This is a genomic window from Ferrovibrio sp., assembly GCF_965278975.1.
Classification (GTDB): Bacteria; Pseudomonadota; Alphaproteobacteria; order Ferrovibrionales; family Ferrovibrionaceae; genus Ferrovibrio.
The window spans coordinates 4,515,567-4,529,271 of the sequence record NZ_OZ257126.1 but is presented as its reverse complement, the minus strand read 5'-3'; the positions used below and the strand labels follow the sequence as shown (position 1 = coordinate 4,529,271).

12 protein-coding genes are annotated in these 13,705 nt (G+C 64.2%); 6 read left to right on the top strand and 6 right to left on the bottom strand.

Annotation, left to right across the window (positions count from 1 at the left end):
- Positions 1-19 precede the first annotated feature (19 nt).
- Together dnaG and ACQY7X_RS21850 are read right to left on the bottom strand one after the other, a co-directional pair.
- Positions 20-1,894: a DNA primase gene (dnaG, locus tag ACQY7X_RS21855; protein ID WP_428247606.1), complete on the bottom strand. Its 1,875-nt coding sequence runs from the start codon at positions 1,892-1,894 to the stop codon at positions 20-22.
- Between the two features lie 23 nt (positions 1,895-1,917).
- Positions 1,918-2,376, bottom strand: a complete 459-nt coding sequence (locus tag ACQY7X_RS21850; RefSeq protein WP_428247605.1) for a GatB/YqeY domain-containing protein — start codon at positions 2,374-2,376, stop codon at positions 1,918-1,920.
- Between the two features lie 295 nt (positions 2,377-2,671).
- Here ACQY7X_RS21850 and carA point away from each other — a divergent pair, with 295 nt between their 5' ends.
- The 4 genes from carA (at position 2,672) to ACQY7X_RS21830 (ending at position 8,509) form a co-directional block, all read left to right on the top strand.
- Positions 2,672-3,844 (top strand): glutamine-hydrolyzing carbamoyl-phosphate synthase small subunit, encoded by a 1,173-nt coding sequence (carA, locus tag ACQY7X_RS21845; protein ID WP_428247604.1) that lies wholly within the window; start codon positions 2,672-2,674, stop codon positions 3,842-3,844.
- A gap of 66 nt (positions 3,845-3,910) precedes the next feature.
- Positions 3,911-7,141, top strand: coding sequence for a carbamoyl-phosphate synthase large subunit (gene carB, locus ACQY7X_RS21840; RefSeq protein WP_428247603.1), 3,231 nt, complete (start codon positions 3,911-3,913; stop codon positions 7,139-7,141).
- Positions 7,142-7,161: 20 nt separating this feature from the next.
- Entirely contained in the window at positions 7,162-7,635 is a 474-nt protein-coding gene (greA, locus tag ACQY7X_RS21835; RefSeq protein ID WP_428247602.1) for a transcription elongation factor GreA, read from the top strand.
- A 181-nt stretch (positions 7,636-7,816) separates the two neighbouring features.
- Complete coding sequence (locus ACQY7X_RS21830) at positions 7,817-8,509, top strand: response regulator transcription factor (RefSeq protein WP_428247601.1); 693 nt, start codon at positions 7,817-7,819, stop codon at positions 8,507-8,509.
- Positions 8,510-8,525: 16 nt separating this feature from the next.
- On the opposite strand, the gene ACQY7X_RS21825 is transcribed toward ACQY7X_RS21830, so the two are convergent.
- The gene (locus ACQY7X_RS21825; protein ID WP_428247600.1) at positions 8,526-9,281 is read right to left on the bottom strand and encodes an enoyl-CoA hydratase/isomerase family protein; all 756 of its coding nucleotides are present in this window, start codon (positions 9,279-9,281) and stop codon (positions 8,526-8,528) included.
- Positions 9,282-9,368: 87 nt separating this feature from the next.
- Between ACQY7X_RS21825 and ACQY7X_RS21820 the strand changes: the two genes are divergently transcribed.
- Positions 9,369-10,196, top strand: coding sequence for an MBL fold metallo-hydrolase (locus ACQY7X_RS21820; RefSeq protein WP_428247599.1), 828 nt, complete (start codon positions 9,369-9,371; stop codon positions 10,194-10,196).
- The gene (locus ACQY7X_RS21815) at positions 10,196-11,023 is read left to right on the top strand and encodes a class I SAM-dependent methyltransferase (protein ID WP_428247598.1); all 828 of its coding nucleotides are present in this window, start codon (positions 10,196-10,198) and stop codon (positions 11,021-11,023) included. Before ACQY7X_RS21820 ends, ACQY7X_RS21815 begins: the two co-directional genes overlap by 1 nt.
- A gap of 37 nt (positions 11,024-11,060) precedes the next feature.
- Here ACQY7X_RS21815 and ACQY7X_RS21810 read toward each other — a convergent pair whose 3' ends face one another.
- The 3 genes from ACQY7X_RS21810 to ACQY7X_RS21800 are packed head-to-tail and all read right to left on the bottom strand — an operon-like array spanning position 11,061 to position 13,611.
- The gene (locus ACQY7X_RS21810) at positions 11,061-11,462 is read right to left on the bottom strand and encodes a response regulator (RefSeq protein ID WP_428247597.1); all 402 of its coding nucleotides are present in this window, start codon (positions 11,460-11,462) and stop codon (positions 11,061-11,063) included.
- Positions 11,459-11,842 (bottom strand): response regulator, encoded by a 384-nt coding sequence (locus tag ACQY7X_RS21805; RefSeq protein WP_428247596.1) that lies wholly within the window; start codon positions 11,840-11,842, stop codon positions 11,459-11,461. The genes ACQY7X_RS21810 and ACQY7X_RS21805 overlap by 4 nt, the downstream gene beginning before the upstream one ends.
- Positions 11,839-13,611: an ATP-binding protein gene (locus ACQY7X_RS21800; protein ID WP_428247595.1), complete on the bottom strand. Its 1,773-nt coding sequence runs from the start codon at positions 13,609-13,611 to the stop codon at positions 11,839-11,841. Before ACQY7X_RS21800 ends, ACQY7X_RS21805 begins: the two co-directional genes overlap by 4 nt.
- Positions 13,612-13,705: the final 94 nt, after the last annotated feature.

Here is a 13,705-nt window from a genome sequence, read left to right as displayed (position 1 = left end):
AACGGCTCCAGTCTCATCATCACTCGTCGTCCGAGGCCGATACCTGGCTTCGGGCCGCGCCCACTTCCGCCTGCAATGCCGAAAAACGGCGCCAGGCATCCGGGCTCATATCATCGGCGAGTTCCGCCTGGGCGGCCGCCAGTTCCTTTTCCAGCTCGTTCAACCGATAACGCTGCACGGCCTGGAACCAGCCTCTCTCAACCTTGTCTCGCAGGGTCTCGGCCTTGGTAAATGGCTCAAGCACCCGATATTCCTCGCCGAACACGAGGTCGAGCGACGTGCCAAGGCCCTGGCCCCTCAGATGGGACGCCAGACCCTCGCCGTCAAGACCGGGATGGCGGGAGGCTTCTTCTAGAATCCGCATCTTGAGGCTGTCAAGCAGGTGATTCGGGAATGTCAGCCGCGCCACCGCCTCGGCATGGTCTTCTACCAGCCAGGGATGGCGGAGTAATCCCATAAGCAGGGCTTTTTCCCGCCGGTCGCCGGTATCCGGGGCCTGGGGGGCGGCCATATCCCCCACCGGGCGGCCAAAACCGGGCCGGCCGCCGGTCCAGCGTTCCCCGGTCCAGCCTGGGCGCATCTGGCCGGGGCCGAATTGCTTAAGGCCGCCTGGGCGGCTGGGGCGGGCAGGGGCAAAAAGGGTACGCAGCCGCTCGCGCAGATGCTCGCGGTAGTGGTTCTGCACGCCTGGATGCTTGATGCGGAAGGCGGCGGCCTTGAGCGTGTTTTCCAGCGCCGCGCGGCGTTCCGGGGTGTCGATGGCCTGGCCCTCGGTTTCCTTGCGCCACAGCATCTCGGAAAGCGGCAGGGCCTGGGCGAGTACTTCCTCCATTGCGGCCCGCCCGCCTGCCTTTACCAGATCGTCCGGGTCCTGGCCGGCAGGCAGCAGGGCGAAGCGGAAGGACTTGCCCGGTTCCAGCAAGGGCAGGGCGCGGTCCACGGCGCGGAGCGCTGCCTTGAGGCCGGCCTTGTCGCCGTCGAAACACAGCACCGGCTCTGCCGCCATGCGCCACAGCAGCGCCATCTGGTCCTCGGTCAGCGCCGTGCCGAGCGGTGCCACGGCATGGCTGATGCCGGCCTGGGCCAGCGCGATCACGTCCATGTAGCCTTCCGCCACCAGCACGGTGCCGGCCTCGCGCGACGCCTCGCGGGCCAGCGCGATGTTGTAGAGCGTGTGGCTCTTGTGAAACAGCGGCGTTTCCGGCGAGTTGAGATACTTGGCCGGGGCATCCGGGTCCAGCGCGCGGCCGCCGAAGGCGATCACCCGGCCGCGCCGGTCCGCAATCGGAAACATCACCCGGTTGCGGAAGCGGTCATAGCTCTGGCCGCCATCATCGGGCTTGATCAGCATGCCGCTCTCGATCAGCAATGCTTCCGGGATCTGCCGCGCCAGCATGGCTTCTTTCAGCGCCGTGCGGGCAGCCGGGGCATAGCCGAGGCGGAAACGCGCAATGGTTTCGCGCGACAGGCCACGGCGCTCGACATAGGCTTTCGCCTCGCGGCCCACGGCGGCCTGCAACTGGCCTTCATACCATTTGGCACATTCCTCAAGCGCGGTGTTGAGCGAAGCCGCCTGCTTGTCGCGCTCGCGGTCCTCGGGCCGCTGCTGCGGCACGGCAAGGCCGGCTTCGCCCGCCAGCTGCTCAATGGATTCGTGGAAGGAGAGGCCGCTTTTGCTTTTCAGGAATTCGATGGCGTCGCCATGGGCGCCGCAGCCGAAGCAATGGTAATGATCGTCGTAGACGTGGAAGGACGGCGTCTTTTCGTTGTGGAACGGGCACAGGCCGAGATAGTCGCGGCCACGCTTGGTCAGTCGCACATGCCGGCCGATCAGGCCAGGCAGCGATACCCGGTTACGCAGCTCCTCAAGGAACGACTCGGGAAATTGGGCCATGGCCCTTCCAGTCTATACCTGCTTCAGCTCAGCAGGCCCTTCAGCACCGCCGACGCCTTGCCGAAATCCATCTGGCCGACATACTTGCCCTTCAGCACGCCCATCGCCTTGCCCATATCCTTGATGCCGGTGGCGCCCACTTCGGCAATCGCGGCCTTGGCGGCGGCTTCGATCTCGGCCTGCTCCATCTGCTTGGGCAGGAACGACTCGATGATGGCGATTTCTTCCTTTTCCTGGTCCACCAGGTCGGGGCGGCCGCCCTGTTCATAGGCGCTGATCGATTCGCGGCGCTGGCGCACCATGGTCTGGAGCATGGCGAGAATATCCTGCTCCGGAATCCCGGTGCGGTCGGCGCCATCGGTGCGGGCGTTGATATCGCGGTCCTTGAGCGCCGCCAGGATCAGCCGCAAGGTACTGATACGGCGGGCATCTTTGGCCTTCATCGCCTCTTTGAGGGCGTCGCTCAGGGTTGTCCGCAACATCGTTTTTATCCCCACGAAAAGCATACCGGAAAGGGGCGAGCATACTCGAACATCCGATTCCAGGCAAAAACTATAACCTGTTGATAACTCTGAATGTTTCGATACATGTTGCGACTTGACGGAATGGCGTGATTTGCTATGGTCCGGCCCCGGTCGGCGGGGCAAGTCAGCGCCCGGCCGCTCATCCACAACAGGGCCGTCAGCAGCCCGGAGCCGAGGTTCGCTTAAACCCGCTCCGGCAGCTTCATGCGGCCCAAATACTGCGCCTCCAGCGGCGCCAGATGGAGTACCGGACATGTCGCCGCAGCCGATCGACCCGCAGCCGCCGCAACCAGGGCTGACGGGAATCGTCGTCCTGGCCGATGGCAGTGTTTTCCGCGGCCATGGCCTCGGCGCCGAGGGCGTTGCGGAAGGCGAAATCTGCTTCAACACCTCGATGACGGGCTACCAGGAAATCCTCACCGATCCTTCCTATGCCGGCCAGATCATCACCTTCACCTTTCCGCATATCGGCAATACCGGCACCAACCCGGAAGATATCGAAACCCAGGGCATCGCCGCACGCGGCCTGATCCTGCGCGCGCCGATCACCGCGCCCTCCAACTTCCGCAGCGACCATCACCTGGATGCCTGGCTCAAGGCGCGCAACCTGATCGGCCTGTCCGGCATCGATACCCGCGCCATGACCCGGCGCATCCGCGATCTCGGTGCGCCGAACGGCGTGATCGCCTACCGCAAGGACGGCAAGTTCGATATCGCCGCGCTCACCGCCCAGGCCAAGGCCTGGCCGGGCCTGGAAGGCATGGACCTGGCCAAGGATGTAAGCTGCCGCCAGACCTATGGCTGGGATGAGACGCTGTGGACCCTGGGCCAGGGCTACGGCAAGCAGACAGCGCCGAAATACCATGTCGTGGCGCTGGATTATGGCATCAAGCGCAACATCCTGCGCAACCTGGCGAGCGTCGGTTGCCGCGTCACCGTACTGCCCGGCAACAGCACGGCGGACGATGTGCTGCGCCACAAGCCGGACGGCATCTTCCTCTCCAACGGCCCCGGCGATCCGGCGGCCACCGGCGTTTATGCGGTGCCGACGATCAAGGCGCTGGTGGATAGCGGCAAGCCGGTTTTCGGCATCTGCCTCGGCCACCAGATGCTGGCACTGGCGCTCGGCGGCAAGACCGCGAAGATGGAGCGCGGCCATCGCGGCGCCAACCATCCGGTCAAGGACCTGGAAACCGGCAAGGTGGAAATCACCAGCCAGAACCATGGTTTCTGCGTGGTGGAGGAAAGCCTGCCGGCCAATGTCGTGCGCACCCATGTGTCGCTGTTCGACGGCTCCAACGAAGGCATCAAGCTGACCGACAAGCCGGTCTTCTCGGTGCAGTACCACCCGGAAGCCTCGCCCGGCCCGCAGGACAGCCACTATCTTTTCCAGCGCTTCGTCGATCTGATGGAGAAGGTGAAGTGAGCCGGTTTATCCCCCATGCCGTCGCCCCGGGCTTGACGATTGCTGGTTTGGAATTGAAGGTTTCCCATGCCTAAGCGCACCGATATCCAGAGCATCCTGATCATCGGCGCCGGGCCGATCGTGATTGGCCAGGCCTGCGAATTCGATTACTCCGGCACCCAGGCCTGCCAGGCGCTGAAGCAGGAAGGCTACCGCGTCATCCTGATCAACTCCAACCCGGCCACGATCATGACCGATCCGGGCCTGGCGGATGCCACCTATATCGAGCCGATCACGCCCGATATCGTCGCCAAGATCATCGAGAAGGAACGGCCGGACGCGCTGCTGCCCACCATGGGCGGCCAGACCGCGCTGAACACCGCGATGAAGCTGGCCGAGAATGGCACGCTGGAAAAGTTCAAGGTGAAGCTGATCGGCGCCAGCCGCGACGCCATCGCCATGGCCGAGGACCGCGAACTGTTCCGCCAGGCGATGCAGCGCCTGGGCCTCGACATGCCCAAATCCGCCACCGCGCATACGCTGGACGAAGCCCGCGCCGTGCTGGCCGAGACCGGCCTGCCGGCGGTGATCCGCCCCAGCTTCACGCTGGCAGGCACCGGCGGCGGCATCGCCTATACCCGCGATGAGTTTGATGAAATCGTGCTGCGCGGCCTGGATGCCTCGCCGACCACCGAAGTGCTGATCGATGAATCGGTGCTCGGCTGGAAGGAATACGAGATGGAGGTTGTCCGCGACCGCAAGGACAACTGCATCATCGTCTGCTCGATTGAAAACATCGATCCGATGGGCGTGCATACCGGCGACAGCATCACGGTTGCCCCGGCGCTGACGCTCACCGACAAGGAATACCAGATCATGCGCGACGCCTCGATGGCGGTTTTGCGCGAGATCGGCGTTGAGACCGGCGGCTCGAACGTGCAATTCGCGGTCAATCCCGACGATGGCCGCATGGTGGTCATCGAGATGAATCCGCGCGTGTCGCGTTCCTCCGCGCTGGCCTCCAAGGCCACCGGCTTCCCGATTGCCAAGGTGGCGGCGAAGCTGGCGGTGGGCTACACGCTCGATGAACTGATGAACGACATCACCGGGGTGACGCCGGCGTCCTTCGAGCCGACGATCGATTACATCGTCACCAAGATGCCGCGCTTCACCTTCGAGAAATTCCCCGGCACCGAGAAGCTGCTCAACACCTCGATGAAGTCGGTGGGCGAGGCGATGTCGATGGGCCGCTGCTTCCAGGAGAGCCTGCAAAAGGCGCTGCGCTCCATGGAAACCGGCCTCACCGGCCTGAATGAACTGGTGATCCCGAATGTCGAGGATGACGACAAGGAGCTGATCAAGGCGGCGCTTTCCAGGCCGACGCCGGACCGGCTGCTGGTGATCGCCCAGGCTTTCCGCCATGGCCTGACGGTCGAGGAAATCCAGGGCGCCTGCAAGTTCGATCCCTGGTTCCTGCGCCAGATCGAGGAGATCGTGCGCACCGAACAGGGCCTGCGCAAGAACGGCCTGCCCAGCGATGCCGTTGCCCTGCGCCAGCTCAAGCAGATGGGCTTCTCCGATCCGCGCCTGGCTGAACTGACCGGCACCAGGGAAGCCGATGTGGCCGCCGCGCGCGCCAAGGCCAAGGTGCATCCGGTGTTCAAGCGGGTGGATACCTGCGCCGCCGAATTCGAGAGCCGCACGCCGTATATGTATTCCACCTACGAATTCGGCGAGAGCGCCGAATGCGAGGCGCAGCCCAGCGAGCGCAAGAAGGTGATCATCCTCGGCGGCGGCCCGAACCGCATCGGCCAGGGCATCGAGTTCGACTATTGCTGCGTCCATGCCGCCTATGCGCTGAAAGAGGCGGGCTATGAGACCATCATGGTCAACTGCAACCCGGAAACCGTGTCGACCGATTACGACACTTCTGACCGCCTGTATTTCGAGCCGCTGACCGTTGAGGACGTGCTGGAGATCGTGCGCGTCGAGCAGTCGAACGGCAATCTGCATGGCGTAATCGTGCAGCTTGGCGGCCAGACGCCGCTGAAACTTGCCGCTGGCCTGGAAGCCGCCCGCGTGCCGATCCTCGGCACCTCGCCGGATGCCATCGACCTGGCGGAAGACCGCGAACGGTTCCAGCAGCTGTTGCAGCAGCTGAACCTGAAGCAGCCGACCAACGGCATCGCCCGTTCGGAAGCCGAGGCCCGCGAAGTGGTTGCCCGCATCGGCTATCCGGTGGTGATCCGCCCGAGCTATGTGCTGGGCGGCCGCGCCATGGAAATCGTGCGCAACAACGCCCAGCTTGAACGCTACATGACCGAGGCGGTGCGGGTTTCCGGCACCTCGCCGGTGCTGATCGACAGCTACCTTTCTGACGCAATCGAAGTCGACGTGGATTGCCTGGCCGATGGCGAGACGCAGTTCGTCGCCGGCGTGATGGAGCATATCGAGGAAGCCGGTATCCATTCCGGCGACAGCGCCTGCGCGCTGCCGCCCTACAGCCTGGCCCCGGCGATCATCGACGACATCAAGGCGCAGACCCAGGCTTTGGCCCGCGCGCTCAAGGTTGTCGGCCTGATGAATGTGCAATACGCGGTCAAGGACGGCGTGGTGTATATCCTGGAAGTCAATCCGCGCGCCTCGCGCACGGTGCCTTTCGTTGCCAAGGCCATCGGCGAGCCGCTGGCCAAGATTGCTTCCCGCGTCATGGCCGGCGAGAAGCTCTCCGGCTTCGGCCTGCAGCAGAAGCGCCATGACCATATCGCGGTGAAGGAAGCCGTGTTCCCGTTCGCCCGTTTCCCCGGCGTGGATATCATCCTCGGCCCGGAAATGAAGTCGACCGGCGAGGTGATGGGCATCGACCGCGATTTCGGCATGGCCTTCGCCAAGGCGCAGCTTGCCGCCGGCACCATCCTGCCGAGCGAGGGCAGCGTGTTCATCTCGGTGCGTGATGGCGACAAGCCGGCCCTGGTGGAGGCTGCCCGCAGCCTGGTGGCCATGGGTATGCAGGTGGTGGCCACCGCCGGCACGGCGCGCTTCTTCGAGAGCCACGGCATCCCGGTGCGGGTGGTGAAGAAGGTGATGGAAGGCCGTCCGCATATCGTGGATTCGATGAAGAACGGCGAAATCCAGCTGGTATTCAACACCTCCGAAGGCGCCGCCTCGATCCGTGACAGCTTCGATCTGCGCCGCACCGCGCTGATGAACAAGATTCCGTATTTCACGACCGTGGCCGGTGCAAAAGCCGCCGTGCGCGCCATCGAGGCACTGCGCGCCGGAAGCCTTGCCGTTGCCCCCTTGCAGGCTTATTTTTAGGGTTTGCGAGGAAGGGAACCATGCAGCGCATCCCCATGACCGCCTCGGGCTATCAGCGCCTGGAAGCGGAATTGAAGCACCTGAAGAGCGTGGAACGGCCGGAGGTTATCCGGGCGATTTCCGAGGCACGCGAGCATGGCGACCTGTCGGAAAACGCGGAATACCACGCTGCCAAGGAAAAGCAGGGCTGGATCGAGACCCGCGTGATGGAGCTTGAGGACAAGCTCGCCCGCGCCGAGGTGATCGACGTGTCGAAGCTGACCGGCAGCACCGTCAAGTTCGGCGCCACCGTGGTGCTGGCCGACGAGGATACTGACGAGAAGATGACCTACCAGATCGTCGGCGCCGATGAATCCGATATCAAGGCCGGCCTGCTCTCGATCACCGCACCGCTGGCCCGCGCCCTGATGGGCAAGAGCGCCGGCGACAGCGTGGAAGTGTCAGCGCCGGGCGGCGCCAAGGGCTACGAGGTCGTTTCCGTCAGCTTCAAGTAATTACCCTCATAGGGGGTAATTCCGCCCAGGCAGCCTGGCCGCGTTACAGACCGGGCCGTGACGGCGGTCACAGAGCTATTTTCCGCCCTTTTCGCTATACTGATCCTTCCGGGGAAACCCGGGCCGGGCCTTGTCCGTTTGGCGGGCCGGCTGGAGCCATGCAGCGAGGAGCGCATAGCGCATGAGTGGTCCGAAGCGCGTTCTGCTGGTCGATGACGACCGTACCCTGCAAGCCCTGCTCGCCGAGCAGCTGGAGGCGACCAAGGAATTCGCCACCACCTGCGTCAACGATGGCAAGGCGGCGCTGGATATCGTGCAGCGGGAGCTGTTCGATCTGATCCTGCTGGATGTCGGCCTGCCGGATCTGGATGGCCGCGAGGTCTGCCGCGAACTGCGCCGGCAGAATGTGCGTACTCCGGTGATCATGCTCACCGCCGCCGACAGCGATGCCGATACCATTCATGGCCTGGAAGCCGGCGCCAACGACTATGTTTCCAAGCCATTCAAGATGGGCGTGCTGCTGGCCCGTTCGCGCGCCCAGCTGCGCCAGTTCGAGCAGAGCGAGGATGCGGTTTTCGCCATCGGGCCCTACAGCTTCCGCCCGGCCAACAAGCTGCTGCTCGATAACGAGAAGGCGGGCAAGAAGGTGCGGCTGACGGAAAAGGAAACCGCGATCCTGAAATACCTGCTGCGCGCCGGCCAGAAGCCGGTGCCGCGCGAAACCCTGCTTACCGAGGTCTGGGGCTACAATGCCGGGGTTTCCACCCACACGCTGGAAACCCATGTCTATCGCCTGCGCCAGAAGATCGAGCGCAACCCGGCGGAAGCCAGGCTGCTGCTGACCGAGCCGGGCGGCTACCGGCTGTCGCCATGAAACCTGTCGCGTCCGCTTATTTGCCCTGGAAACGCGGCGGCCGTTTCTCGGCCATTGCCAGGCGGCCTTCCACGGCATCACTGGTGCGGAAGGAATTGGCCGAGCGGTCGCGCGCCGCGCGTTCGTCCAGGATGCCGTTGGCGATTTCGTTCAGCGTCTGCTTCATGCCCTTGAGCGACAGCGGCGCCAGGCCGGTGAGCGTGCCGGTCAATGCCTCGGCGCGGGCTTCCAGTTCGGCGGCCGGCACCAGCCAGTCGAGGAAGCCGGTGCGCAGCATTTCATTGGCATCGAAGGTCTCGGTGGCCAGGAACAGGCGCTTCGCCGCACTCAGGCCGAGCCGCGACACGGCACGCCTTAAGCCATGCGGATGGTACTGGATGCCCAGCTTGGCCGGCGGGATGAAGCTGCGGATGCCTTCGGCGCCGAGCCGGAAATCGCAGGCCAGCGCGATATCGGTGCCGCCGCCATACACGCCGCCTTGCAGCACGCAGAGCGTGGGGCAGGGGAAGGCCTCGATGCGGTCGGCCACGCGCTCCAGCGGATTGTCGCGCCAGTCATGGCTGCCGACATCGCCGAGATCGACGCCGGAACAGAAGCTCTTGCCCTTGGCGCGCAGCACCAGCAGCCGCAATTCGGGCTTCGCCGCCAGCTCCAGCAGGATGCCGTCCAGCGCATCCAGATCGTTGATATCCAGCGCGTTGTGCTTCTCCGGCCGGTTCAGGGTCAGCGTTGCGCGGTCGGCCTGGGTCTCTACAATGAAGGCGTCGGACATGGCGTTCTGGGGCTCGTTTTTGGAGAGGATGGGGGTATTTCCGCATAGCGCGGCGATGGCTGCAAGCGGCAGCCGGGAGGCAGTCACATGAGCCAGGATTTTTACGTCCGCTTCTGGGGCGTGCGCGGCTCCATTGCCGTCGGTTCGGCCGATGTGATGCGCTATGGCGGCAATACCTCGTGCCTGGAAATCCGCTGCGGCGAGCATGTGCTGGTTTTCGACAGCGGCACCGGCATCCGCGCGCTGGGCAATGTCCTGCAGCGCAGCGCGCCGCTGAATGCCGATCTCTTTCTCACCCATACGCATTACGACCATGTCTGCGGCATTCCGCATTTCTGCCCGCTGTTCGATCCGCGCAATACCTTCCGGGTCCATGCCGGCCATGTTACCGATACCGGTGGCATCAAGAGCGTGCTGAAGCAGATGATGACCTCGCCGCTTTTCCCGGTGCCGCTGGAAATCTTCCAGGCCAATCTCAGTTTCCATGATTTCCACCAGGGCGAGGTGATCGAGCCGGCGCCGGGCATCCGCGTGCATACCGCGCCGCTCAGCCATCCCGATCTCGCCACCGGCTACCGCGTCGAATTCCAAGGCAAGTCGATCTGCTACCTCACCGACACCGAGCATCCGCCGGAAGGCTTCTGCGCCAGCTTGGCCGAGTTCGTGCGCGACGCCGATATCGTGATCTACGATTCCATGTACACCCCGGCGCAGTACAAGACCCGCAAGGGCTGGGGCCACTCCACCTGGGAAGCCGGCATCGCGCTCTGCAATGCCGCCCATGCCAAGACCTATGTGGTGTTCCACCACGAGCCCGAGCATGACGATGCCGCCATGGATGCCATTGCCGCCGATGTCGAGGCGGCGCGGCCCGGCTCGGTAGTGGCGCGCGAGGGCATGGTGCTGCGGCCCTGATGACGCCGCGTATCTACTGGCGCCGCCTGCGCATGGGGCTTGAAACGCTGTTCGGCATCCGCCGCCAGGGCTTTTTCATTCCCTACCGCTATGCCGATGGCATCGCGCCCGAGCAGCCGCTCTATGCCGAGATGGCGGCGCTGATGCAGGCGGGCGAGCCGGCATTCCGCGCGGTGCTGGATGGCATCGCGGGCCATGCGGCGGATTTCGCCGCCTTCCGTGGCAGCCCGCGTTTCGAGCAGGATTGGTTTCCGACCCTGGATGCGGCAGCGGCCTACACGCTGGTGCGCCGCTGGCAGCCGCAGCGCATCGTCGAAGTCGGCTCTGGCCATTCGACGCGCTTCATGGCCCGCGCTGTCCAGGATGGTGCATTGCCCACACGCATTACCGCCATCGACCCGGCGCCGCGTGCCTCGCTGAAAGGCCTGGCGGTGGATTTCCGCCCCGGCATTGCCCAGAGCGCCAATCCGGCGATCTTCGATGCCTTGCAAGGCAATGATCTGCTGTTCATCGATTCAAGCCATATCCTGATGCCCGGCAGTGATGTGGACTGGCTGTTCAACCGTGTGCTGCCCCGGCTGCCTTCCGGCTGCCATGTGCATATCCACGATATCTTTCTGCCCGATGATTATCCCGCCGACTGGCTCTGGCGCGGCTATAACGAGCAGCAGGCCCTGCCGCTGCTGCTGGCCGGCGGCGGCTGGCAACTGGATTTCGCCAGCCATTATGCTGCTACGCGGATGAGCCGTGATGTGGATCAGGCGCTAGGCGCCTTGCCGCGTGCCAAGGGCGCGCATCCCGCCAGTATCTGGCTGACGCGCCTGTAACGCTCTAGCCGCGCAACCGTTTTACGCTGGGTGTGCGCTAGCCGCGCAAAACGACGGCTATCTTGGCTTCAAGCTGCTGCGGCGTCACCGGCTTCACCAGATAGGCATTGACGCCGACATTGCGCGCCTGGATCACGAAGTCGCGCTCGCCATGGCCGGTGATCATGATCGCCGGGGTATCGCTCGGCGTTGCCCAGGGCAGGTCGCCGGAGCGCAGTTTGGCCACCAGGGCGGCGCCACTGTTGCCGGTCATGGCGTAATCGGTGAGCAGCAGGTGGAACGATTGCTTGTTCAGCAGTTCTTCCGCTTCCCGCGCGCTGTGGGCGGTATGCAGATCGGTGAAGCCCATGCGCCGCAGCATGCGTGACAGCAGATCAATCATCTCATGCTGGTCATCGACGACCAGCACGCGGTAGGCGGCGAAGGATTGGCGGTTCATGCGGGCGGCGTGTCGTTGGAGAGGAGGGTGCCGATCTTGCTCAGCAGGCGATCCAGGTCCACCGGCTTGGTGTCGTAATCGGCACAACCGGCGGCGAGGCATTTCTCGCGGTCGGTAGCCAGCGCATGGGCGGTCAGCGCAATGACCGGGATTTGCGCCATGGCCGGATCGGCCTTCAGCCGCCGTGTCGTTTCCAGGCCGTCGATGCCTTCGCCCAGGCCGATATCCATCAGCACCAGGTCCGGCATCTCGCGCGGCGCCACGTCGAGACATTCCTCGCCGGTGATGGCGAAGCAGATGGCGAAGCCGCGCTTGGCCAGGCGGCGGCCCAGCATGTCGCGGTTCATCTCGTTATCCTCGACGATCAGGATCTTGGTCATGCTGTTTCCACCTCGGCCAGCCGCGCCGGCATGGTGAATTCGAATACCGAGCCTTCGCCGACCTTGGAGCGGGCGGTGATATCGCCGCCGAGCAGGCGGGCGATCTTGCGGCTCAGCGCCAGGCCCAGGCCGGTGCCGCCGAAATGCCGCGCGGTGTTGCTGTCGCCGCGGTTGAATTCATCGAAGATATTCTCGATCTGGTCCTCGGGGATGCCGATGCCGGTATCGGTGATGGTGAAGCGCAGCCAGTCCTCGGCCTCGCCCCCGTCCTTGCCCTGGCGCTGTTCCGAGGTGACGCGGATCACCACGCTGCCATCGCGGGTGAACTTGGCGGCATTGGACAGCAGGTTGATGATGGTCTGGCGTGCCTTGGTCACGTCGGTCCACAGCGCTTCCACGCTGGCATCGTTCTCCATCGTGAACTGGTTGCCGTTCTTCTCCATCAGGCGGCGGATCACGGCACTCACATCGCCCATCAGGTCGGGCAAGGTGACATGCTCCGGCGTCATTTCCATCTTGCCGGCCTCGATCTTGGTTATATCGAGTATGTCGTTGATCAGCGCCAGGATATGGCGGCCGGCGGTGCGGATCTTGCCCAGGTCGTCGGCATAGATCTTGTTGCCTTCCTCCTCGGCTTCCTCCAGCAGGATTTCGGAATAGCCGATGATGGCGTTGAGCGGCGTGCGCAGCTCATGGCTCATCGAGGCGAGGAAATCGGTCTTTGCATTGCTCGCCAGTTCGGCATGCTCCTTGGCCTTGGCCAGTTCACGCTCCACCTTCATGCGCTCTTCCATCGGCATGATGGCATTGATCCAGGCTTCGCCGCCGCCGAACTTGATCGGCTTGCACGAAACCAGCGCCCAGAAGGTGGTGCCATTGGCGCCGTTGAACAGCACCTGCATTTCCGGCACGGCTTCGTTGCGCAACTGGCAGCCGGCGAGATAGCGGAAATCCTCGTCGCGGGCGAAGTAGCGGCGGTTGGAGAGATCGGGGTTGTTCAGGTCCTGCGGCTTGAGGCCGAATACCTGCATCGCCGAGGGGCTGGCGAATAGGGCCATTTCGCCACGCGTCACCACCAGCGGGAAGGGCAGTGCTTCCATCAGGCCGCGCTGGGCGCTGGCGATGGCCTCCTGGGCATTCAGCCGATCCTGCAGGGCGCGGCGCGACACATCGGTGCGCACATGCTCGACGAAAGCCAGCCAGTTGAAGCGCAGCACCTGGGCATAGGCGATGATGGCCATCACCACGCCGAAGGTGACGACGCGGTTAGGCGTGCGGTCGAACACCACGCCGCAGACCAGCAGCACGATGCCGAGCGGCAGGCCGAAGCTGACGCCGCTGGTTGGCATGCGCGAGAGTGCCGAGCCGCCGCCCACCATCATCACGCCCATGATGCCGACGAACATCGACTGTTGCTGGGCATCGAGATGCGGGAAGGTCATGATGCAGGCCGCCGACCAGGCGAGGCCGAGCAGCAGGGCGTGGATGCTGGCGCGGCGCACGCGGCCGCGGCTCACCCGCATCGGCGCCGGCGCATCGGCGAATTTGCGCCAGTTCATCAGCATCGGCAGCATCAGCAGCGTGATGATGGCGTAGGGCAGGTAGACGTAGTGGTTCAGGAAGACATTGGGGGCATTGAGGATGCTGGCAGCCATGCAGAGCAGGTTGCCGAAGACCATGAACGGCACCATCTTGACCAGATGCACCGCCTGGTGAACGCGTATCTCGTCGGTATTCTCCTTGTGCCGGAGAAATTCGACTCTAGGCACCTAAGCCATCCCCGCTTGCCAACGACATTTGCCGCATGATGCTCCCCGTCCACGGAAATGGAAAGGGAAAACAACCACTAGGGGTTGCTGAACT